The sequence below is a fragment of the Kitasatospora sp. NPDC058162 genome (assembly GCF_042884005.1).
Lineage (GTDB): Bacteria > Actinomycetota > Actinomycetes > Streptomycetales > Streptomycetaceae > Kitasatospora.
The window spans coordinates 68,110-90,680 of record NZ_JBHVUS010000028.1 but is presented as its reverse complement, the minus strand read 5'-3'; the positions used below and the strand labels follow the sequence as shown (position 1 = coordinate 90,680).

The window sequence follows — 22,571 nt, the reverse complement described above, 5'->3', positions numbered from 1 at the left end:
GAACGAACTCCTTCGCGGGTGGGGGAAGGAAGAAAGCGTCCAATATTGTTAGCGCTAACAACAATGGTCGAGAAAAGGTGAACCAGGCCCGTCGAGAAAGCTCCTGGCCAGCTGCATCGACCATCACTATGGCCAGACGCCCCGGCACCGTCAAGACGTCTGGGTGTTAACGCACACAATCCCCCGAAGAGTTGTCTCCGCCGACGGCCTCCGTGTGGGGTGGGGACCGGGGTGGCCGGAGCCGGGAATGGGGACGGGTCCCCGCACGCCCGTGCGGTGGCGTGCGGGGACCCGTGTCCTTGGGGCCGGCTGTCCTGGGATGGCCAGGTGTCAGGCCGGGTAGGGCAGTTCGGCTTCCGGGGTGCCGGCCGGGCTGGTGTACAGGGCGCCGTCCGGGCCGCCGATCCGCAGCTGCCAGGGGTGCGGGCTGTCGGTGGTCACCCGGAGGCGCTCGCCGGTGCGGCGCAGGTGGAAGCGGGCGCTCTCGCCGGGGCCGTCGGAGCGCGGGATCACCACGGTGCTCTCGGCGCCGTCGGCGAAGGCGTGCACCCGCAGTTCGACGCCCTCGGCCCAGGCGGAGACCGGGCGCTGGTCGTCCGCGGCGAGCGGGACGACGGAGTCGGGACGGGCGAGCAGCGGCAGGGTGTGGAAGCCGTGCTGTTCGCGCACCCAGCGCGGGCCGATGACCTGGTCGCCGGTCAGGATGTTGGTCCACGTCCCCTCGGGTACGTAGTAGTCGACCGTGCCGTCCTCGGTGAAGACCGGGGCGACGAGCAGGTCGTCGCCGAGCAGGTACTGCCGCTCCAGCGTCGCTGCGGCCGGGTCGTCGGGGAACTCCAGCACCATCGCGCGCATCACCGGGACCCCGGTGGCGTGCGCCTGCTGGGCCGCGCGTTGGAGGTAGGGCGCCAGGCGGTGCTTGAGCAGGGTGAACTCGCGCGTGACCTCGACGGCCTCCTCGCCGAAGTCCCACGGCACCCGGTAGGACTTGCTGCCGTGCAGGCGGCTGTGCGAGGAGAGCAGGCCGAACTGGGTCCAGCGCTTGAAGACGGCGGGGGTGGGTGTGCCCTCGAAGCCGCCGATGTCGTGGCTCCAGAAGCCGAAGCCGGACAGGCCCAGGGACAGTCCTCCGCGCAGCGACTCCGCCATGGCGTTGAAGTGCGACTCGCAGTCGCCGCCCCAGTGCACCGGGTACTGCTGGCCGCCCGCGGTCGCGGAGCGGGCGAACAGCATCGCCTCCCCCTCGCCCCGCTCCTCGCGCAGCAGCCCGAACACCGCCTCGTTGTACAGGTGGGTGTAGTAGTTGTGCATCCGCTCGGGGTCGGAACCGTCGTGCCAGAGCACGTCGGTGGGGATGCGCTCGCCGAAGTCGGTCTTGAAGCAGTCCACGCCGACGTCCAGCAGGGTGCGCAGCTTGTCGAGGTACCAGGTGGTGGCGGCGGGGTTGGTGAAGTCCACCAGGGCCATGCCGGGCTGCCACAGGTCCCACTGCCAGACGGTGCCGTCCGGGCGCCGCACGAGGTGGCCCTCGCGCATGCCCTCGGCGAAGAGTTCCGACTTCTGCGCGATGTACGGGTTGATCCACAGGCAGATGCGCAGGCCCTGCTCCTTGAGGCGCGCCAGCATCCCCGCCGGGTCCGGGAAGGTGTCCTCGTCCCAGCGGAAGTCGCTCCACTGGTACCCGCGCATCCAGAAGCAGTCGAAGTGGAAGACGCTGAGCGGGATCCCGCGCTCGGCCATCCCCCCGACGAAGCGGTTCACCGTGGCCTCGTCGTAGTCCGTGGTGAACGACGTGGTCAGCCACAGGCCCAGCGCCCACGCCGGGGGCAGCGCGGGGCGGCCGGTGAGCGCGGTGTAGCGCGTCAGGACCTGCTTGGGAGTCGGACCGTGGACGACGAAGTACTCCAGCGACTGGTCCTCGACACTGAACTGCACCTGGCCCACCGACTCGGAGCCGACCTCGTAGGACACCCTGCCCGGATGGTTGACGAAGACGCCGTAGCCCCGGTTCGTCAGATGGAACGGGATGTTCTTGTACGCCTGCTCGCTGCTGGTGCCGCCGTCCGCCTGCCAGATGTCCACCACCTGGCCGTTGCGCACGAACGGCGTGAACCGCTCCCCCAGGCCGTACACCAGCTCGCCGACGCCCAGGGACAACTGGCCGAGCATGTGGTGGCGGCCCTCGGCGTCGGTGACGAAACCCGTGCCGCGCTCGCCCACCGTGGTCAGCACCCGGCCGCCCGCGGTGAACTCCAGCCGCCACGGCTCAGCAACGTCGACCCGCAACGTCATTTCACCGGAGCTCAGTTCCACCACGTCGCCGTCCCGGCGCACCTTCCCACTGCCCTCCTCGGCGCCGGGCAGCGCGAACTCCGGCCCACCCCGCACCGAACCCGCGTGGTGGGTGACGCGCACCCCGATCACACCCTCCGCCGGCGACCAGCACTCGACGGTCAACAGCGGGCTGTTGAGCGTGTCACCACGACCACGCACATGCCTGACCGGCGCGAACAAGGTCAACCGGCCCTCACCGGTACGGACATCCGCGACCTCGGTGGCATACCGCGCCGTGACACCCGGACGCATCAACCAGTAGCCGTCGGTGAACTTCATCGGACAGGTTCCTCCGTCCGCGCACCATGCGCGGTGATCAGACCCCGGAACCAGTCATGACTGTTCTTCGGGGTACGGGCCAGAGTGTCGTAGTCGACGCGGACCAGACCGAAACGCTGCTCGTAGCCGGTGTCGGAGCGGGTGTCCGAGCCGGTGTCGGAGCCGATCGTGCGGCTCACCCTCATGAGGTCCCTCGGTGAGCCGAGCAGGGGTCTCGGTGGTGCGGTCACCACGTCGGCGCCAGCCCGCGCTCGCGCAGCCAGGCCAGCTGGACGGGCGGGTTCGAGCCGCAGCCACCGGCGTGCTCGGCGAACGGCCACACCGTCATCGTCCGGTCCTCGCCCGCGTAGTGGTTGAACGCCGCATAGACCGTCCGCGGCGGGCAGACCGGGTCCATCAGACCGACACTGAACAGAGCCGGAGCACTGGCCCGCCGGGCGAAGTCGACGCCGTCGAAGTACGCCAGGGTCGCGAACGTCGGCCGCACCCGCTCCCGACTGTGCCAACGCAGATAGCTGACGAGCTCCTGGTACGGACCGTCCAGAGAGGTCCGCGCGCCCTCAACGTAGTCGCACAGGAACGGCACGTCCGGCATCACCGCCGCCACCCGGTCCCCGCTGAGCCCCGCCACCGCCAGGGACAACCCACCACCCTGGCTGCCACCCGCCACGACGATCCGGCCGGCATCGAGACCGGGCAACTGCGCAACGGCGTCCACCGCACGCACACAGTCGGTCATCAACCGCCGGTAGTAGTGGTTCTCCGGGGACTCGATGCCCTTGGTCATGAAGCCCCCGACCCACTGGGTGCCCTCTCCCACGCCCCGGTCCGGAGTGTCGTGGCCCTGCCCCCGGCTGTCGACGACCAACTGGGCATAGCCGGCCGCGGACCAGAACAGGTGCTCGGTGGGCAGCCCGCGGCCGCCGCTGTATCCCATGTAGGTGACGACGACGGGCAACGGGCCTTCCGCGTCGCGCGGGCGCAGCAGCCAGGCGGCCACCGGCTCGCCGTTCCAGCCCGGGAACCGTACGTCGTCGACCTCCACGGTGCGCAGTCCGTACTGCTCGGTGACACGTTCGGCCTTGACCGCGCCGCCGTGGGAGCGGGCTTCGGCGAGGGTCCGTTCCCAGAATGCGTCGAAGTCCTGCGGGGCGGTCGACTCGGGCCGGTAGCCGACGAGTTCGTCGGCACCGAAGTCGGTGACGGGCATGAGGGGTTCCTCCGGGTGTTGCGAGTTCGAGGTCAGGTAGTGGGGCGTGAGCAGTGACATGCGGGCCGCCTCCGGGCGGCTGGTGACTGCGGGTCGGCGCCCCGGCGGCGGGCGGGATCGCCCCGGGCGGTGAGCCGGGCTGGAACGAGTGGCGGCCCGTCTTCCCCGGGGACGGGCCGCCGGTCTGTGGGGCGGCAGGCCTCAGCCGGCCGCACCGAACCGGAAGGAGGAGAGCCGGTAGTCGCCGTGCAGGGTCAGGCTCAGGTCGTGCACGCCGTCGAGCGGGGCGGCGAGGTCGGCGGTGACCGTCGTCCAGGCGTAGCGATCGCCGGTCACGGGCACCTCGACCTCGGCCACCACCCGCCCGCCGGCCCGGACGTCGAGCCGGGCCGGTCCCGTCTCCCCGCCCTCGCGGGCGGTCTCGACCTCGACCCGGACGGCGCCGGAGAGGTCGACCTCGCGGAACAGCAGCGTCGCGGGCTGCCCGGGGTCGGTGGGGGTCACGGCGTCACCGTCGGCGCGGGTGGCGTCGACGATGGTGATGTCGGTGTGGTCGTCGAAGTCGATGGCCTGGACGCTCCGTCCGACGATGGCGCGGGGGGTCGGCGCCGCCCCGGTCACGGTGAGCGGCACGACGAGGACCTCGTCCTCGGCCGACCTCGCCACGACGACCTCGTAGCCGCCGGGGTCGACGGCGAAGGCGCCCGTGGCGACGTCCCAGTGGGCGAACCGCTCGGCCGGCAGCCGGAACGTCAGCTCGCGGCTCTCCCCCGACTCCAGGCGGACCTTGCGGAAGTCGGCCAGGCGCAGCCGGGGCGCCTCGTAGCGGGCGTTCAGGGCGCGGACGTAGACCTGGACGACGTCGCTGCCGGCGCGCCGGCCGCGGTTCTCCACGGTGACGGTGAGGTCGACCGCGCCGTCCGGGCCGATCGACGGCTGCGACAGCCGCGGGTCCCGGTAGGCGACGTCGGTGTAGGAGAGCCCGTGGCCGAAGGGGTAGAGGGTCGCGCCCCGGTGGTACTGGTAGGTCCAGCCGGCCTTGATGATGTCGTAGTCGAGCGGGGCGGGCAGCGGGTCGTCGCCCCGGTACCAGGTCTGCGGCAGGCGGCCGGCGGGCTCGGCCCCGCCGAGCAGCACCGCGGCCAGCGCGTGTCCTGTTTCCTGCCCGCCGTGGGACGTCCACACCACGGCGGGCAGGTGTTCGTCGGCCCAGTCGAGGGCGTACGGATAGCTGCTCATCACGACCAGGGCGGTGTCCGGGCGGGCTTCGGCGACGGCGCGCAGCAGTTCCTCCTGCCCCTCGGGCAGGTCGATGTCGGCGCGGTCCTCGGTCTCGCGGCCGTTGATCAGCGGGTGGTTGCCGAGGACGACCACGGCGACATCCGCGTTCGCGGCGGCCGCCCGGGCCTCGGCGATGCCGTCGCGCACCAGCTCGCGCTGCCAGCGCTCGGCGTCCTCCGCGCTCTCGGCGGTGACACTCACCCGGCCGTCGGTCGGGTCCACGGCGGCGTAGCGCCCGGTGAAGACCGATCGCAGCAGCACCGTGTCGGGGCCGTCCGGTTCGATCCGGAAGGTCTCCTTGATGAACCAGCTCTTGATCACGTCCTGGCCGGCCGCCAGGCCGTCGTCGTCCTGGAGGGACAGGAACCGACCGGTGTCGGCGGCGCGCAGGGTGGTGGCACCACCGCCCCAGTCGGTCACGTCGAAGGCGGACTTCCCGAGCAGTTCACCGGTGGTGCGCGAGCGGAGGGTGATGCGGTCCGAGCCCTCCACCGGGACGACCTCGCCGCCGTGGGCGCCGAGGGCCGCGGCCAGTCCGGTGGCGATGCCCACCTGGTACGGCAGGGTGCCGCTGTACCAGTCCTCGAAGAGGGTGTCGGCGAGCGGGCCGATGACGGCGATCCGAGGTGCGCTGGCCGGGTCGATCGGCAGCAGGCCGTCGTTCTTGAGCAGGACGGTCGACTCGGCGGCCGCCCTCCGGGCCAGGGAACGGTGTTCGGGGCTGTCGATCACCTCGGGGCCGATGCCCGCGTACGGGTCCAGTTCGGGGTCGAACTCGCCGAGCCGCAGGCGCACTTCGAGCTGCCGACGAACGGCGCGGTCGACGTCGGCCTCCTCGATCAGGCCGCGGTCCAGCGCCTCGCGCAGTCGGCCGATCACGGTGGCACTGTCCTCGCCGTGGTCGGTGAAGTTGTCGATGCCGGCCTTGAGCGCGGCCGCGTGGCCCTCGGCGTGGTCGTCGAAGTAGTGCTCCGGGTCGACCAGGTTGGAGGGGGCCTCGGCGTCGCTGACCACGAACAGCTCGTGGCCTGTCTGCCGGGCCCAGCGGCGCAGCTCGACCTCGATCAGCGGACTGACGTGGCAGGGGCGGCCGTTGACCAGGTTGTAGGCAGCCATCGCGCCGGTCGCGGCGCCGGAGGCGACGACGGGACGGAAGGCGGCGAGGTCGTACTCCTGGAGGACGCGCGGGCGCACTCCGGAGGAGGTGGTGCAGCGGTCGTCCTCGTTGTTGTACGCGAGGAAGTGCTTGAGCACCGGCGCGGTCCGCAGGTAGTCCGGGTGGTCGCCGGAGAGGCCCCGGCAGAACGCCTCGCCGACCCGCGCGGTATGCACCGGGTCCTCGGAGTAGCCCTCCTCGTTGCGCCCCCAGCGCGGATCGCGCAGCAGGTTGAGCACGGGGGCCCAGGCCTGCAGGGAGTTGGGCCCGCGCTCGGGGCTGCCGACTGCCGGCGAGCGGTGGTAGTGGAAGGCCCGCAGCTCGGTCGAGACCGCCTCGGCGACACCGCGCACCAGGTCCTCGTCCCAGCTGGCGCCGAGGCCGACGGCCTGCGGGAAGACCGTCGCCACGCCGAGCCAGGAGACTCCGTGCAGGCCCTCGCTGCCGGTACGGAACGGGCCGACACCCAGGCGCGGCACGGCCGGCGCGTACTGGTGCAGCATCGCGAGCCGTTCGTCGAGCGTGAGCCGCTGGAGCAGGTCGTCGACACGCTTGCGTGGGGCGAGCGTGGGGTTGCGGAAAGCAGGCAGGTCGGCTGCGGACACCGGCACGGAACTCACGTGGAATACCCCTCGGACAGCTGGGCTCAGTGGTCAAGTCGAAGCGCCTCGACGCTGACACGGCCCAAGTGGCCTGTCAACTACCCAGGAACCAAAGGACTTTGATTTTGTTCAGCCTCTTGCTCAACCGGTAACGCGTCGTTAGTCTCGCCGAAACATTCAAGCGCTTCGACGCTTCGACGGAGAGGGGCCACGCCACCATGAGATCCGGGTTGAATCGCAGGAGCTTTCTGACCACCGCCGCCACGGTCGCGGGAGCCGCCGCGATGGCACCCCTGCTGTCCGCCTGCGGCGGCGGCTCGGACAAGAAGGCCGCGGCGAACACCAAGGAAGGCCTCAAGGCCGCCCTCCCGACCTACGTACCCGACACCAACGCGGTCAAGCCGGACATCGCCTCCGTACAGGGCACAGGCGACGCTGCGACCGACCCGGCCTACCTCTCCTACCCGGCTTCCCCTCCCACCAGCGTCTCCGGCGTTCCGGGCAAGGGCGGCAGCTACACCGCGATCACCCCGCTGTGGGGCACGGCCCCACCGGTCGGCAACTCCTTCTACCAGGCGATGAGCAAGGCGCTCGGGGTCGAGCTGACCGTCAAGCCGACGGACGGCATCAACTACAACACGATCATCCCGACGATGACCGCCGCCAAGAAGCTGCCGGACTGGATCAACCTGCCGGCCTGGCTGAACTCCAACTTCAACACCGGCGGGCTGGTCGGCACCCAGCTCGCGGACCTGACCCCGTACCTGTCCGGCGACAACATCAAGAAGTACCCCAACCTGGCCGCGCTGCCCACCGGTGCCTGGCAGCACGGCGTCTGGGGCGACAAGCTCTACGGGATCCCCTGCTTCTCCACCAGCTTCGGCATCCCCGGCGCCACCTTCTACCGCCGGGACGTCCTCGAGGCCCGGGGCATCACCGCCGACCAGGTCAAGTCCGCGGACGACCTGATGAACATCGGCAAGGAACTGACCGACGCCAAACGGGGCGTGTGGGCCTTCGACGACGTGTGGACCTATCTCCAGTTCGCCTGGGGCGTTCCGATGAAGTGGAGGGTCGACAACGGCAAGCTGGTCCACCCGTTCGAGACCCAGGAGTTCCTGGAGGCCCTCGACTGGCACAACCGCCTGGCCACCTCGGGCTACATGCACCCGGACGCCCTCGCCGGCGACGTCTCCAACGGGAGCACCCGCTTCTACAGCGGGAAGACGCTCATCGGGGGCGGCGGACTGGGCGCGTGGAACCTGTCCGACCACCAGTCCGGCACCGCCGCGGACCCGAACTACCGGCGGGGCGCGTTCAACGCCATCACCGCCGACGGCAAGGGCACGCCGGTGATCTACATGGGCGCCGCCGCCAGCATGATCAGCTACCTCAACGCCGCTCTGAAGCCGGAGCAGATCCAGGAACTGCTCTCAGTCGCGAACTACCTCGCCGCGCCGTACGGCACGGCCGAGTACACCATGGTCAACTACGGCGTCGAGGGCGTCCACCACACCCGGGTGAACGGCATGCCGACCTTCACGGAGGAAGGGAAGAAAGACGTCCAGGTGACGACCTACTCGTTCCTGGCCGCCTCCGGCTCCGTGATCAGCAACCCGGGCGGCGAGCAGGTCACCAGGGACTACGCAGGCTGGTCGGCCGCCAACGTCAAGTACCTCACCAAGCCGCCCTTCTGGGGCATGAACCTCAGCATGCCCCAGGCCATCGCCTCGGCCGATGCCGCGCAGAACGTCAACGACACCATCAAGGACTGCTACCACGGCAAGAAGAAGGTCTCCGACGTGCAGGACGCCATCGCCAGCTGGCGATCCGGCCCGGGTGAGCGGCTCAAGCAGTGGATGACCGACAACGTCCTCAACAAGTACGGCACCGGCCAGTGAGCACCGCGGCCCCGAAGCGCCCGGCCGAGCCTGCGCGGCTCACCTGGCGGACCAGGCTGCGGCGCGACAAGTCCCTCCTGCTGATGACGGTCCCCGCGGTCGTCCTGCTCCTGGTGTTCAACTACGTGCCGCTGTTCGGCATCGTCACCGCCTTCCAGGAGTACGACCCGCTGGTCGGGGTCTGGCACAGCGAATGGGTCGGCTTCGACCAGTTCCAGCAGCTGTTCGGCGACCCGGCGTTCTGGGCCTCGATGAAGAACACCCTCTACCTCAGCTTCGTCCAGCTGGTCCTGTTCTTCCCGATCCCCATCGCCCTGGCCCTGCTGCTCAACTCGGTGATCAGCGAGCGGATCCGCAACTTCTTCCAGTCCGTGGTCTACCTGCCGCACTTCTTCTCCTGGGTGCTGGCGGTCACGATCTTCCAGCAGATGCTCGGCGGCGCCGGCGTGCTCAACCAGTTCCTGCGCCAGCACGACATCGGCACCTGGGACATCATGACCAACCCGCACACCTTCGCGCTGCTGGTCACGTCGCAGGCGATCTGGAAGGAGGCGGGCTGGGGGATCATCGTCTTCCTCGCCGCACTGAGCGCGATCAACAGCGAGCTGTACGAGGCCGCGGCGGCTGACGGCGCCGGACGGCTGCGGCGGATGTGGCACATCACGCTGCCGGGCCTGCGCGGAGTGATCGTGCTGATGCTGGTCCTGCGGCTGGGCAACGCCCTGTCCGTGGGCTTCGAGCAGTTCCTGGTCCAACGCGACGCCGTCGGCCACGAGGCCGCGGACGTCCTGGACACCTTCTCCTTCTACTACGGCATCGCCACCGGCGGCTACAGCTACGGCGCGGCGGCCGGGCTCTTCAAGAGCGTGGTCTCCCTCCTGCTCATCTGGGGTGCCAACCGGCTGGCGCACGCCTTCGGCGAGGACGGGCTGTATCGCAAATGACCAACGCACTCACCATGGGATCCCGGCGGGAGAAGCGCCGCCGGGCCGCCACGGCCGCCAGGCGCCGGGCCGGCTCCGCCCGTCCGCCCTGGGACGAGCCGCCCACCGCCGTCGGCCAGGCCGCCAAGGGCCTCACCCTCGGCGGGATGCTCGCCGTCATCCTGGTCCCGCTCTACATCATCGTCCTGACCAGTTTCTCCACCCCCGGCGCCATCAACCGGGCCGGCGGCCTGGTGATCTGGCCGGACGGCCTGACCACCGAGACGTACCGCCAGATGCTCAGCGACTCGACGATCATCACCGCGCTGGGGGTGAGCCTCGGGATCACCGTGGTCGGCACCGCGGTGTCCATGGCCGTCTCCGTCCTGTGCGCCTACGGGCTCTCCCGGCCGCGCTCCCTCGGGCACCGCTTCGTCCTGCTGCTGCTGATCATCACGATGTTCATCAGCGGCGGTCTGATCCCGAGCTTCCTGGTCGTCACCGGCCTCGGCGGCTACGGCCAGTGGTGGGCGCTGATCCTGCCGAGCGCGGTCTCTGTCTTCAACATCCTGGTGCTGCGCGCCTTCTACCAGGAGACCTCCTCCGAGCTGATCGACGCAGCCCGGATGGACGGCGCCGGCGAGTGGCGGATCCTGTGGTCCGTCGTCCTGCCCACCTCACGCGCCGTCACCGCCGTCACCGCGCTCTTCTACGCCGTGGGCTACTGGAACTCCTTCTTCAACGTCATGCTCTACATGCCGACGGACAGCGAGAAGTGGCCCCTGCAGTACGTGCTGCTCACCTACGTCAACCGGGCCAACGGCCTGCCCGGCTCGGTCAACTCCGGCTTCGGGCAGACCCACGCGCAGACCGCACCGCTGTCGCTGCAGATGGCGGTCGTGGTCCTCACCCTGGTCCCACTGGTGATCGTGTACCCGTTCGTGCAGAAGCACCTGCGTGCCGGTGTCCTCACCGGCGCGATCAAGGGCTGAGCGATCCGAACCGGTCCGGCGCGCCCCGCCGGGCCGGGAAACGCAGTTGACCCCGCTTCCGGAAGGACGGCACCCAGATGGACATCCGCCGACTCACGGACCGCCTCGGCGGCCTCGCCTACGGCGGGGACTACAACCCCGAACAGTGGGACGCCCAGGTGTGGAAGGAGGACGACGAACTGATGCGCCGGGCGCGCGTCAACCTCGCCACCATCGGCGTCTTCTCCTGGGCCCTGCTGGAACCCGAGGAGGGCAGGTACGACTTCGAGTGGCTCGACGCCCACCTCGACCGCCTCCACACGGCGGGCGTCGCGGTCGACCTGGCCACCCCCACCGCGTCCCCACCGCCCTGGTTCACGCCGGCCCACCCGGACGCCCTGACCGTCCGCCCCGACGGCACCCGGCTGACCCACGGCAGCCGGGACACCTACTGCCTCACCGCCCCCGCCTACCGTCAGGCCGCCCGCCGCATCGCCGGCGCCCTCGCCGAACGCTACGGCGAACACCCGGCACTCGCCCTGTGGCACGTCCACAACGAGTACGTCACCCTCTGCTACTGCGACCACACCGCCGCCGCCTTCCGGGTCTGGCTGCGCGCCCGCCACGGCTCCCTGGACGCCCTCAACGACGCCTGGGGGACCGCCTTCTGGAGCCAGCACTACACCTCGTGGGAGCAGATCCTCCCGCCCCGCACCAGCCAGTGGCACCACAACCCCGGCCAGGACCTGGACTACAAGCGCTTCTGGTCGGACGAGACCCTCGCCGCCTACCGCGAGCAGCGCGACGCGATCCGCGCCCACAGCGACCGGCCGGTGACGACCAACCTCATGGTGCCCGGCTACCAGAACCTGGACCTTTGGGCGTTCGGCCGCGAGGTCGACCTGGTCTCCATCGACCACTACCCCAACGCGCCCGGCGTCGACGCCGCCGCCCACGCCGCCTTCGACGCCGACCGGGCCCGCTCCTTCGCCGGCGGCGCCCCCTGGCTGCTGATGGAATCGGGCACCAACACCGTCTACGTCGGCGACCGCATCCTCCCCAAGGAGCCGGGGGACATCCTTCGCCACTCGCTTGCCCACATCGCCCGCGGCTCGGAGGGCGCGCTGTTCTTCCAGTGGCGCCAGTCCCGGGCCGGCGCCGAGACGTGGCACTCGGCGATGGTCCCGCACGCCGGGCCCGACAGCCGCATCTTCCGCGAGGTCACGGCCGCCGGGGAAGCCGTCGCCCGGCTCGGTGAACTCGCCGGCTCCACCGTCCGGGCCGACGTCGCCGTGCTGCACGACTCCGACGCCTGGTGGGCGATGAACGTCGACGGGCTCCCCTCCAGCGAGCTCGGCTACTACCCCGCGCTGCGCCGCGCCCACCGGGCGCTGTGGGACGCCGGACTGACGGTCGAGTTCGCCCACCCCGAACACGACCTGAGCCGCTACCGGGTCGTCCTCGCCCCCGCCCTGTTCCTGCTCACCGACGCGGGCGCCGAGAACCTGCGCCGCTACGTCGCCGACGGCGGCACCCTGCTCGTCCAGCACTTCGGCGGCATCGTCGACGAGCACCTGCATGCCCGGCTCGGCGGTTACCCGGCCGCACCGCTGCGCGAGGCACTGGGCATCCGGGTCGAGGAGCACCGCCCGCTGCCGAAGGGCGAGGAGATCGCGCTCTCCGACGGCTCGACGGGCTCCTCCTGGAGCGAGTCCCTGCGCACCGACGGCGCCGAGGTCATCGCCGCCTACACCCACGGCATGCTCGACGGCAGCCCGGCGCTCACCCGCCACGCCTTCGGCTCCGGCCACGGCTGGTACCTCTCCACCCGCCTCGACGACGCCGGCTACGCCGGCCTGGTAGGCCGGCTCCTGACGGAGGCCGGGGTCGTCCCGGAGCTGCCGGGCCTGCCGACCGGCGTCGAGGCCGTCACCCGCCACGCCGCGGACGGCCGCGGCTGGCACGTGCTGATCAACCACCGGACCGAGGCCGTTCCCCTGCCGCAGCCCGGCCACGACCTGCTCACCGACGCGACGCTCGGCGAACTGGCGCCCGGAGGCTGCGCGGTCCTGCGCAGGCAGTGAACGCTCCCCCGTCTCCCCCGCCCACCGAGGAAGGCCACCGATGAGCGACCCGCACGAGACGATCCGCTGGGGCCACGGCGCCCTGGAGCTGGAGGTCGACCTGGGCGAGCACGGCCCGCCGCGGCTGACCCGCCTCGGCGCACCCGGTGAGAAGAGCGCCGCACCCCGCCCCGGCGCGCCGCTGCCGCTGGTGGAGGTGACGACGGCGGACCTCGGCCGCTACTGGTCGGGCCGCCACCTCGTCAACAGCGCCCTCGGCGGACGGTTGCGCCACCGCTCCCACCGTGCGACCCGCGACGGCGACTGGCACGTGCTCACCGTCGAACTCCACGAACCGGCGAGCGGCTTGACCGCCGAGGTGGTCTACCGCTCCCTGGACGGCCTGCCGGTGCTGCGCAGCGAGGTGCGGCTGCGCAACGAGGGGCCGCGCACGCTGCACCTGGAGTCGGTCGGCTCGCTCGTGGCGGGCTGCCTCACCGGGGGCGACCCGGTGGATCTGGACGACGCCGACCTGTTGTGGGCGGAGAACGAGTGGTTCGCCGAATGCCGCTGGCACCGCCAGCCGCTGCGGGTGTCCTCGCCCGAGCGCAGTGGCCGCGTCCACACCACCTCCGGCCGCAGCACCCGCGTCGTGGCCGGCCAGGGCGTCTGGTCCAGCTGCGGCCACCTGCCGATGGGCGGTCTGACCGACCGGGAGTCCGGCCGCACCTGGCTGTGGCAGATCGAGCACAACGGGGGCGGCTGGCGCTGGGAGTGCGGGGTGCGCGACGACACGGCGTACGCGGCACTGTACGGCCCGAACGACGCCGACCACGGCTGGCGCCACCCGCTGGAGCCCGGCGCCGAGTTCCGTACCGTACCCGTGGCGCTCGCACTGGCCACGGACGGCGGGCCCGACGGCGCCTTCGCCGCCCTCACCGCGTACCGCCGGGCCACCCGCCGCCCGCACCCCGACCACCACCGGCTGCCGGTGATATTCAACGACTACATGAACTGCCTGATGGGCGACCCGACCACGGCCAAGCTGCTGCCGCTGGTCGACGCCGCCGCCGAGGCCGGCGCGGAGTACTTCGTCATCGACGCCGGCTGGTACGACGACGGCGACAGCTGGTGGAGCTCCGTCGGGGCCTGGGAGCCGTCGGCCTCCCGCTTCCCCGGGCCGAGGGGGATCCACGAGGTCCTGGACCGCATCCGCGAGCGGGGCATGGTCCCCGGTCTGTGGCTGGAGCCGGAGGCGGTCGGGGTGGACAGCCCGGTCGCCCGGTCCCTTCCGGAGGAGGCGTTCTTCCGCCGCGACGGACGGCGGGTGGAGGAGGGCGGCGGCCGGTACCACCTGGACCTGCGCCATCCGGCCGCCCGGGCCCACGTGGACGCCGTGGTGGACCGCCTGGTCGGTGAGTGGGGCGTCGGCTACCTCAAGCTGGACCACAACACCGACCCGGGCTCCGGCACCAGCAGCCACCCGGGAGAGGCTCCGGCGGCCGGTCTGCTCGGCCACAACCGGGCCCAACTCGCCTGGCTGAACGGCATCCTGGACCGGCACCCCGAGCTGGTGATCGAGAACTGCGCGTCCGGCGGCATGCGGATGGACCACGCCCTGCTCTCCCGGCTCCAGCTGCAGTCCACCAGCGACCAGCAGGACCTGCTGCGCTACGCGCCGATAGCGGCGGCGGCCCCCACCGCCGTCACGCCCGAGCAGGGCGCCGTCTGGGCCTACCCGCTGCCCGAGGACTCCCCCGACGAAGTGGTCATCACCATGGCCAACGCGCTCCTCGGCCGCATCCACCTCTCCGGCCGCATCACCGAACTCACCGAAGAGGCAAGGGACTTGGTTCACGAGGCGGTGGCCGTCCACAAGGCGATCCGCACCGACCTACCACAGGCGCTGCCCGCCTGGCCGCTCGGACTCCCGGACTGGGAGGACCCGTGGATCGCCCTGGCGCTGCACGCCCCGGACACCACCTACGTCACCGCCTGGCGCCGCTCCGGCGAGGAGAGCGTCAGGGATCTCGACCTGCACCGGCTGGCCGGCGCCGAGGTCCGCGTCGAGGTGCTCTACCCGTCGTCCAGCCAGGCCCGCGCCACCTGGCACCCGGACGCCGCCGAACTCACCCTGACCCTGCCGGCGGCCCCGTCCGCCGTTCTTCTCCGCCTCACCAGGATGCCGAGCGAACGGAGTTGACGATGCCTCAGGTATCCGCGCGCGCCCCACCGCGCCGGCCCGCATCCGTACGGAGCACGCTTCGCGTCCGGGCCCGACCCAAGCAGCCGCAACCGGGCCTCTGCCGTCCAGAACGCGGGAGTTCGTTTCCCCACTCGAACACCACGCACCCCCACCCCACTGGAGGGACGCAATGAAACGGTCAGTCCGCTCGTGTCATGATCGCGCCATAGCCGCCGCGGCGGCCCTGTCGCTCGCGGTCACCGGCGCGATCGCCGTCGTCGCGCCGCACGCCGCCGCCGCACCGCCCGCCGTCACGGCGAGCACCGCGTCGGTGTCGGTCGACGCCGCCCTGCAGCTCGCCACCGTTCCCGCCACCGGCGTCGGCGTGAACATCCCGGTCTACGACGCCGGCATGAACGCCGCCACCACCCCCGGTCTGCTCAGCACGGCCGGCATCAACACCGTCCGCTACCCCGGCGGCAGCCACTCCGACGTCTACCACTGGCAGACCGGCACCGCCGACGACGGTGCGTACGTCGCTCCCAACACCGGCTTCGACGCCTTCATGGGCACCGTGCGCGCCGCCGGAGCGCAGCCGATCATCACCGCCAACTACGGCTCGGGCACCCCCCAGGAGGCCGCCGCCTGGGTCCAGTACGCCAACACCACCAAGGGCTACGGCATCAAGTACTGGGAGATCGGCAACGAGGTCTACGGCAACGGCGAGTACGGCGCCAAGTGGGAGTACGACACCCACAGCAGCAAGAGTGCCACGACCTACGCGAACAACGTGCTCCAGTACGTCTCGGCGATGAAGGCGGCCGACCCGAGCGTCAAGATCGGCGCCGTGCTGACCACCCCCGGCTACTGGCCGGACGGCATGGTCGGTCCGGGCGACGCCATGGACTGGAACCACACCGTCTTGTCGATCGCCGGCTCGAAGATCGACTTCGCCATCGTGCACGCCTACCCCACCAGCACCAGCCCGGCCGACCTGCTCACCAAGCCGCAGGCCCAGAACGCCGGCATCGCCGGCGCCGTGCGTTCGCTGATCAACCAGTACGCCGGGACCAACGCCCCCAACGTCGGCATCGCGGTGACCGAGGCGAACGCCCAGGCCTACCTCGACACCTCCCCCAACGGACTGTTCGCCCCGGACAACTACCTCACCTGGCTGGAGAACGGCGCGTTCAACGTGGACTGGTGGGACCTGCGCAACGGCACCGACTGCACGAAGGTGACCACGGTCGAGGGCGCCACCGACTACAACGACGGCGGCATGGTCTCCAGCGGCTCCCCCTGCGAGCCGGCCGCCGACATGCCCTTCCCCGCCTACTACGGCATCCAGATGATCAGCAAGCTCGGCGCGCCCGGGGACACCCTGGTCAAGGCCGCCAGCTCGTCCTCGCTGCTCACCGCGCACGCCGTCCGCCGCGCCGACGGTGACGTGGACGTCATGCTGATCAACAAGGACCCGAACAACGACGCCACGGTGAACCTCTCCTACACCGGGTTCACCCCGTCCTCCGCAACCCCGACCGTCCACTCCTACCTCAAGAACGCCCGCGGGATCGGCACGGCCCAGTCCGGCAGTGCGACCACCCAGACCGTGCCCGCCTACGGCATCACGGTCGTCCAGATGCACCCGACCAGCGCGGCCTGCCGGGTCGTCTACAACAAGAACGAGTGGCAGGGCGTCATGGTCGGCTCCGTCACCGTCGTCAACAACGGCCTCGGCCAGGTCAACGGCTGGTCCCTCGGCTTCGACTTCCCCGGCGACAACGGCATCACCAACAGCTGGAACGCCTCGGTGTCGCAGAGCGGCCGGAGCGTCAGCGCCGGGAACGTGTCCTACAACGCCGCCGTCCCGCAGGGCGGCAGCGTCCAGTGGGGCTTCAAGGCCACCTGGTCCAGCAGTGACGCCAACCCCTCCGCCTTCCGGTTCAACGGCGCCTCCTGCGCGATCGGCTGAACCCGATGAGCCGGTGGTGCCCCGGGCCCCGGACCTCTCCAGGGCCGCGGGCCCCGGGCACCACCACCCAGATCCGCACCTCCGAAAGGAACCGACCACGTGTCAGACCAGCCTCAGCCGACCGGCACCCTTCCCAACCCGGTGATCCCCGGCTTCCACCCGGACCCGAGCGTCTGCCGCGTGGGCGACGACTACTACCTCGTCTGCTCCAGCTTCGAGTACTTCCCCGGCATCCCCGTCTTCCACAGCCGCGACCTGTTCAACTGGACGCAGATCGGCAACGCCCTCGACCGGCCGAGCCAGCTGCGCCTGCCGCGCGAGTCCCCGTCCTCCGGCGGGATCTACGCCCCGACACTGCGCCACCACGACGGCCGCTTCTGGCTGATCGTCACCAACGTCAGCGGCGACGGCAACCTGCTCTTCACCGCCACCGACCCGGCCGGACCCTGGTCCGACCCGATCCGGCTGCCCGGCGTCCACGGCATCGACCCGGACCTCGCCTGGGACGAGGACGGCACCTGCTGGTGCACCGTCGCCGGCGTCTCCCAGGTCCGCCTCGACCCGACGACCGGCGAGACCATCGGCGAGCCGCAGCGGATCTGGTCCGGCGCACCCGGCGCCGCGGCCCCCGAGGCCCCGCACCTGTACCGGATCGGCGAGTACTGGTACCTGATGATCGCCGAGGGCGGCACCGAGCGCGGCCACGCCGTCTCCATCGCCCGCGGCACCTCGCCCTCCGGCCCGTTCGAGCCGTGCCCGTCCAACCCGGTGCTGACCCACCGCGGCATCAAAAACCCCATCCAGAACACCGGGCACGCCGACCTCGTCCAGGCGCCCGACGGCTCCTGGTGGATGGTGCTGCTCGCCGTCCGGCCGCGCGGCGGCACCCCGGCCTGGTACGTGCTCGGCCGGGAGACCTTCCTCGCCCCGGTCGAGTGGGTGGACGGCTGGCCGGTGGTCGGCCGGGTCGCTCCCGAACTGCCCACCCCGGCCTGGCCGCTGCACCCCGCGCCCGCAGTCCCCGCCCGGGACGACTTCGACCAGGCCGAGCTGCACCCCCAGTGGATCTCGGTACGGAGCCGTCCCGAGCACCTGTGCTCCACGAAGGAGCGTTCCGGCTGGCTCACCCTGCGCGCCGCGGGCGCCTCCCTCGACGAGAACGACGTGGTGTTCGTCGGCCGGCGCCAGCAGCACCTCGGCTGCCGGGCCCGCACCCTGATCGACCCCGCCGGGGGCCGCGGCGGCCTCGCCGTCCGGATGGACGAGGACCACCACTACGAGATCGAGGCGGCCGACGGCGAGGTGAAGGTCTACGCCCGGATCGGCTCGCTGCGCACCGAGGTCGCCACCCGTCCGGTGCCCACCGGGCCCGTGGTGCTCGGCGTGGACGTCGTCCCGCGCGAGACGCGCGGCCCGCGCACCGGCCCCGACGACGTCGTCCTCGGCATCGAGGAGCCCGACGGCACCTTCACCGTGCTCGCCGCCCTCGACGGGCGCTACCTGTCCACCGAGGTGGCCGGCGGCTTCACCGGCCGGGTCATCGGCATGTACGCCGCCGAAGGCACCGTCCACTTCGACAGGTTCGACTACGAGCCCCTCCCGCTCCCCTGACCACCCGTCAGGGGCTCCCCCACCCGTTCACCCGAAAGGGACACACCGTGAACGACGCACGACGGACCGCCCGCCCGCGCAGCCGCCGCCTCCACCGCACAGCCGGCCTCGTGGTGGCCCTGGTCACCACCGGCGCCCTGTGCGGCGGCACGGCGATCGCCGCCCCCGCCGACCAGCCCCAGGCGGCGGCCGAGGCCGCTGGCGCCAGGGTCCCGCACGACCCGATGGCCGCCGTGGCCCAGATGCAGCCCAGCTGGAACCTCGGCAACACCCTCGACGCCATCCCCGACGAGACCTCCTGGGGCAACCCGCTCACCACCAAGGCCACCTTCGACGGCCTCAAGGCCCAGGGCTTCCGCAGCGTCCGGATCCCCGTCACCTGGTACCCGCACCAGTCCGCCACCGCCCCGTACACCATCGACCCGGTGTGGATGAAGCGGGTCAAGCAGGTGGTCGACCTCGCCCTGGAGGACGGCCTCTACGTCGAGATCAACGTCCACCACGACTCGTGGCAGTGGATCAAGTACATGTCCACCGACCACGACAACATCATGGCCCGGTTCGACTCCACCTGGCAGCAGATCGCCACCACCTTCAAGGACGAGCCGCGCACCCTGCTCATGGAGAGCATCAACGAACCGCAGTTCGACGCCGCGACCGACGCCCAGAAGACCCAGTACCTGCGCGAGCTCAACACCTCGTTCCACAGCATCGTCCGCAACTCCGGCGGCAGGAACAAGGACCGCCTGCTCGTCCTGCCCTCGGAGGAGACCAACAACGCCCAGCACTGGCTGGACGACCTGTCCACCACCATGGGTTCACTCAACGACCGCAACCTGGTCGCCACCGTGCACTACTACAGCTGGTACCCGTTCAGCGTGAACATCGCCAACGACCCGACCTACGACGCCAAGGCCCAGTCGGACCTGACCGAGGGCTTCGCCCGCGTGCACGACACCTTCGTCGCCAAGGGCATCCCCGTCTACCTCGGCGAGTACGGCCTGCTCACCTCGCCCTACTCCGGCGTGGTCGAGCGCGGCGAGATGCTCAAGTACTTCGAGCACGTCAACTACGAGGCGCGGCGCAACGGCATGACCTCCGCCGTCTGGGACGCCGCCAACGACTTCCTGAACCGTTCCACCATGCAGTGGATGGTCCCCGAGATGAAGGACCTGATCCAGACGTCCTGGCGGACCCGCTCGGGCACCGCCTCCACCGACAACATCTTCCTGCCGAAGTCCGGCCCCATCACCGCGCAGACCATCACCCTCAACCGCAACGGCCAGTGGTTCGCCGGCCTCTGGCAGGACGGCCTCCCCCTCATCCCCTACCTCGACTACACCCTCGACGGCGACAAGCTCACCCTGACCGCCGACGCCCTCACCCGCCTCGCCGGGGACCGCGCCGCCGGCATCAACGCCACCCTCGAAGTCCGCTACTCCGACGGCGTCCCGTGGAAGCTCTTCGTACGCTCCTACGACAAGCCGACCATGGCCGACGCCACCGGAACGCTCGACGGGCTCACCATCCCCACCCGGTTCAACGGCTCCCTGATGGCCAACGTCCAGTCCACCTACGCCGACGGCACCGCCGCCGGCCCCGCCTCCTGGACCACCTACCAGTCGTTCGACAACCTCCGCGCCGACTACGGCGCCAACACCACCACCCTCAGGCCCGACTACGTCAAGTCCCTCAAGGACGGCGTCCCGGCGACGTTCACCTTCCGCTTCTGGACCGGCGACACCGTCACCTACACCGTCACCAAGACCGGCAACACCGTCACCGGCACCGCCTCCTGACCACTGTTCCTCACCCGCCCCGGCTGCCTCCTTCCCGGCAGCCGGGGCCCGTCACGTCCGGAGATGCCCACCCATGTTCCAGTTGCCCCCGCGCGTGCTGTTCGGCGCCGCCTACTACCACGAGTACCAGCCGTACGAGCGACTCAAGGAAGACCTCGACCTGATGGCCGGGGCGAAGTTCACCGTGATCCGGGTCGGCGAGTCCGTCTGGTCCACCTGGGAGCCTACGAGCGGCCGCTTCGACCTCGACTGGCTCACCCCCGTCCTCGACGGCGCCCACGAGCGCGGCATCGCCGTCGTCCTCGGCACCCCCACCTACGCCGTGCCGCCATGGCTGGCCCGGCAGTACCCCGAGATCGCCGGCGACCGGGAGACGGGCCGGCCCATGGGCTGGGGCGCCCGCCAGGAGGCCGACTTCTCCCACCCGGCCTTCCGCCACCACGCCGAACGCGTCACCCGGGCGATCCTCGGCCGCCACGCCGCGCACCCGGCCGTCATCGGCTTCCAGGTCGACAACGAGCCCGGCCTGCGCCTGCCCCTCAACGAGGGCGTCTTCCAGCGCTTCGTCGACCACCTGCGCCACACCTACGGCGACGTGGAGACGCTCAACCGGGAGTGGGGCCTGGTCTACTGGTCGCACCGGCTCTCCACCTGGGCCGACCTCTGGCGGCCCGACGGCAACCAGCAGCCGCAGTACGACGTCGCCTGGCGGGCGTTCCAGGCCCGCCAGACCACCGAGTTCGTCGCCTGGCAGGCCGACATCACCCGCGAGTACGCCCGCCCCGACCAGTTCGTCACCACCTGCCTCGCCTACAACCACCCGGCGATGGAGGACGACGAGATCACCGACGCCCTGGACGTCACCGCGGGGAACCCGTACTACGACATGCAGGACGCCCTCACCCTGCCCGACCCCACCCCGGACGACCACGAGCAGTGGTGGAAGACCACCGGCGTGTGGGCGCTGTACCAGAGTGCCGACCGGATCTTCTCCTCCCGCCAAGAACCCTTCCTCGTCACCGAGACCAACGCCCAGGCCATCAGCGGCACTTCGGAGAACCACCCGGCCTTCGACGGCCAGTGGCGCCAGGCCGCCTGGGCGCTCGTCTCGCGCGGCGCGCGGATGATCGAGTACTGGCACTGGCACACCCTGCACTTCGGCGCCGAGACGTACTGGGGCGGGATCCTGCCGCACAGCGGCAAGCCCGGCCGGGTCTACGCCGAACTCGCCGGTCTCGGCGCCGAGTTCCAGACCGTCGGGCCGCTGGTCGCCGGGATCGAGCCCGACGCCGACATCGCGATGGTCTACTCGATGCCCAGCAAGTGGCTGATGCAGAAGTACCCGCCGCTGGCGAAGCCGAACGGCGATCCGGACCCGACCTCCTACCACCGCATCTTCGACCCCTTCTACCGCGGTGCCTTCGAGGCCGGCCGCCAGGTGCGCATCCTGCACGCCCGCCAGCTCCACGACGCCCGGGGCGAGCGCGCGGGTCTGGCAGCCGACGAGGCCGCCCGGCGCCACCCCGTGCTGGTCGTCCCCGGCCTCTACCTCGCCGAGGATTCCCTGCTCGACTGGCTCGCGGCCTACGCCGGGGCCGGCGGCCACCTCGTCCTCGGCCCCCGCACCGGCTACGCCGACCAGGAGGCGCGGGCCCGCCACGAGACCGCCCCGCCGCGGCTGACGGCCGCCGCGGGCGTCCGGTACGACGAGTTCAGCAACCTGACCGCGGACCTCCCCGTGCGCTCCGCCCCCGGCAGTCCGCTGGACCTGACGGCGGGCGCCGTCGCGACCCGCTGGGTCGAGGGCCTCACGGCCACCGACGCCACCGTGCTGGCCGGCTACGAGCACCCCCACTTCGGCCGCTGGCCCGCCGTCACCACCCGCGCCCACGGCGCGGGCCGGGTGACCACCGTCGGCACCGTGCCCGGCCGCGACCTCGCCCGGGAGCTCGCCGCCTGGCTGGCCCCGGCTGCCGTCGGCGCCTGGCGCGACCTGCCCGCTTCCGTGACCGCGACGACCGGCACCTCCCCGGACGGACGCCGTATCCACGTGGTCCACAACTGGAACTGGCAGCCCGTCGACGTCCCGGCCCCCGTGGCGCTCACCGACGTCCTGAACGGCACCGCCGTCACGGCCGGCGAGCCGCTCTCCCTCGGCGCCTGGGACGTACGGGTGTTGGTCGCGAACTGAACGCGAAGGCGGCGCACCTGCTCGGCGGCGTCCGAGGACGAGGAACCCCGGCCGCCGCGCGGCCGGGGTTCCTCAGGACGCCGGGTACCGGTT

12 protein-coding genes and 1 pseudogene are annotated in these 22,571 nt (G+C 71.2%); 9 read left to right on the top strand and 4 right to left on the bottom strand.

The window, feature by feature from the left end; all coding sequences use genetic code 11:
* Positions 1-330 precede the first annotated feature (330 nt).
* From yicI to ACFVXG_RS34295, 4 genes and pseudogenes are all read right to left on the bottom strand, one after another.
* Positions 331-2,613, bottom strand: coding sequence for an alpha-xylosidase (yicI, locus tag ACFVXG_RS34310; RefSeq protein ID WP_387933274.1), 2,283 nt, complete (start codon positions 2,611-2,613; stop codon positions 331-333).
* Positions 2,610-2,741, bottom strand: a pseudogene (locus tag ACFVXG_RS34305) (family 1 glycosylhydrolase); the annotation flags it as partial. The gene yicI and the pseudogene ACFVXG_RS34305, both read right to left, overlap by 4 nt.
* Before the next feature lie 98 nt (positions 2,742-2,839).
* A complete protein-coding gene (locus ACFVXG_RS34300) occupies positions 2,840-3,823 on the bottom strand; it encodes an acetylxylan esterase (protein ID WP_387933272.1) in 984 nt (327 codons plus the stop codon).
* 201 nt (positions 3,824-4,024) lie between these two features.
* Positions 4,025-6,880 carry a glycoside hydrolase family 3 C-terminal domain-containing protein gene (locus tag ACFVXG_RS34295; RefSeq protein WP_387933270.1) on the bottom strand — a complete coding sequence of 952 codons (2,856 nt, stop codon included), beginning with the start codon at positions 6,878-6,880 and terminating at the stop codon, positions 4,025-4,027.
* Between the two features lie 212 nt (positions 6,881-7,092).
* On the opposite strand from ACFVXG_RS34295, the gene ACFVXG_RS34290 reads away from it, so the two are divergent.
* The 9 genes from ACFVXG_RS34290 (at position 7,093) to ACFVXG_RS34250 (ending at position 22,478) form a co-directional block, all read left to right on the top strand.
* Positions 7,093-8,763 (top strand): ABC transporter substrate-binding protein, encoded by a 1,671-nt coding sequence (locus ACFVXG_RS34290; RefSeq protein WP_387933268.1) that lies wholly within the window; start codon positions 7,093-7,095, stop codon positions 8,761-8,763.
* Entirely contained in the window at positions 8,760-9,707 is a 948-nt protein-coding gene (locus ACFVXG_RS34285; RefSeq protein WP_387933267.1) for an ABC transporter permease, read from the top strand. Before ACFVXG_RS34290 ends, ACFVXG_RS34285 begins: the two co-directional genes overlap by 4 nt.
* Positions 9,704-10,678: a carbohydrate ABC transporter permease gene (locus ACFVXG_RS34280; protein WP_387933265.1), complete on the top strand. Its 975-nt coding sequence runs from the start codon at positions 9,704-9,706 to the stop codon at positions 10,676-10,678. The genes ACFVXG_RS34285 and ACFVXG_RS34280 overlap by 4 nt, the downstream gene beginning before the upstream one ends.
* A gap of 77 nt (positions 10,679-10,755) precedes the next feature.
* On the top strand, positions 10,756-12,741 hold the full coding sequence (locus ACFVXG_RS34275) for a beta-galactosidase (protein ID WP_387933263.1): 1,986 nt from the start codon (positions 10,756-10,758) through the stop codon (positions 12,739-12,741).
* Between the two features lie 40 nt (positions 12,742-12,781).
* A complete protein-coding gene (locus tag ACFVXG_RS34270; RefSeq protein ID WP_387933262.1) occupies positions 12,782-14,923 on the top strand; it encodes a glycoside hydrolase family 36 protein in 2,142 nt (713 codons plus the stop codon).
* A gap of 172 nt (positions 14,924-15,095) precedes the next feature.
* On the top strand, positions 15,096-16,877 hold the full coding sequence (locus ACFVXG_RS34265; RefSeq protein WP_387933260.1) for a cellulose binding domain-containing protein: 1,782 nt from the start codon (positions 15,096-15,098) through the stop codon (positions 16,875-16,877).
* Between the two features lie 99 nt (positions 16,878-16,976).
* On the top strand, positions 16,977-18,488 hold the full coding sequence (locus tag ACFVXG_RS34260) for a glycoside hydrolase family 43 protein (RefSeq protein WP_387933258.1): 1,512 nt from the start codon (positions 16,977-16,979) through the stop codon (positions 18,486-18,488).
* Between the two features lie 47 nt (positions 18,489-18,535).
* Complete coding sequence (locus ACFVXG_RS34255; RefSeq protein WP_387933256.1) at positions 18,536-20,287, top strand: cellulase family glycosylhydrolase; 1,752 nt, start codon at positions 18,536-18,538, stop codon at positions 20,285-20,287.
* A 73-nt stretch (positions 20,288-20,360) separates the two neighbouring features.
* Positions 20,361-22,478, top strand: coding sequence for a beta-galactosidase (locus ACFVXG_RS34250; RefSeq protein WP_387933254.1), 2,118 nt, complete (start codon positions 20,361-20,363; stop codon positions 22,476-22,478).
* Positions 22,479-22,571: the final 93 nt, after the last annotated feature.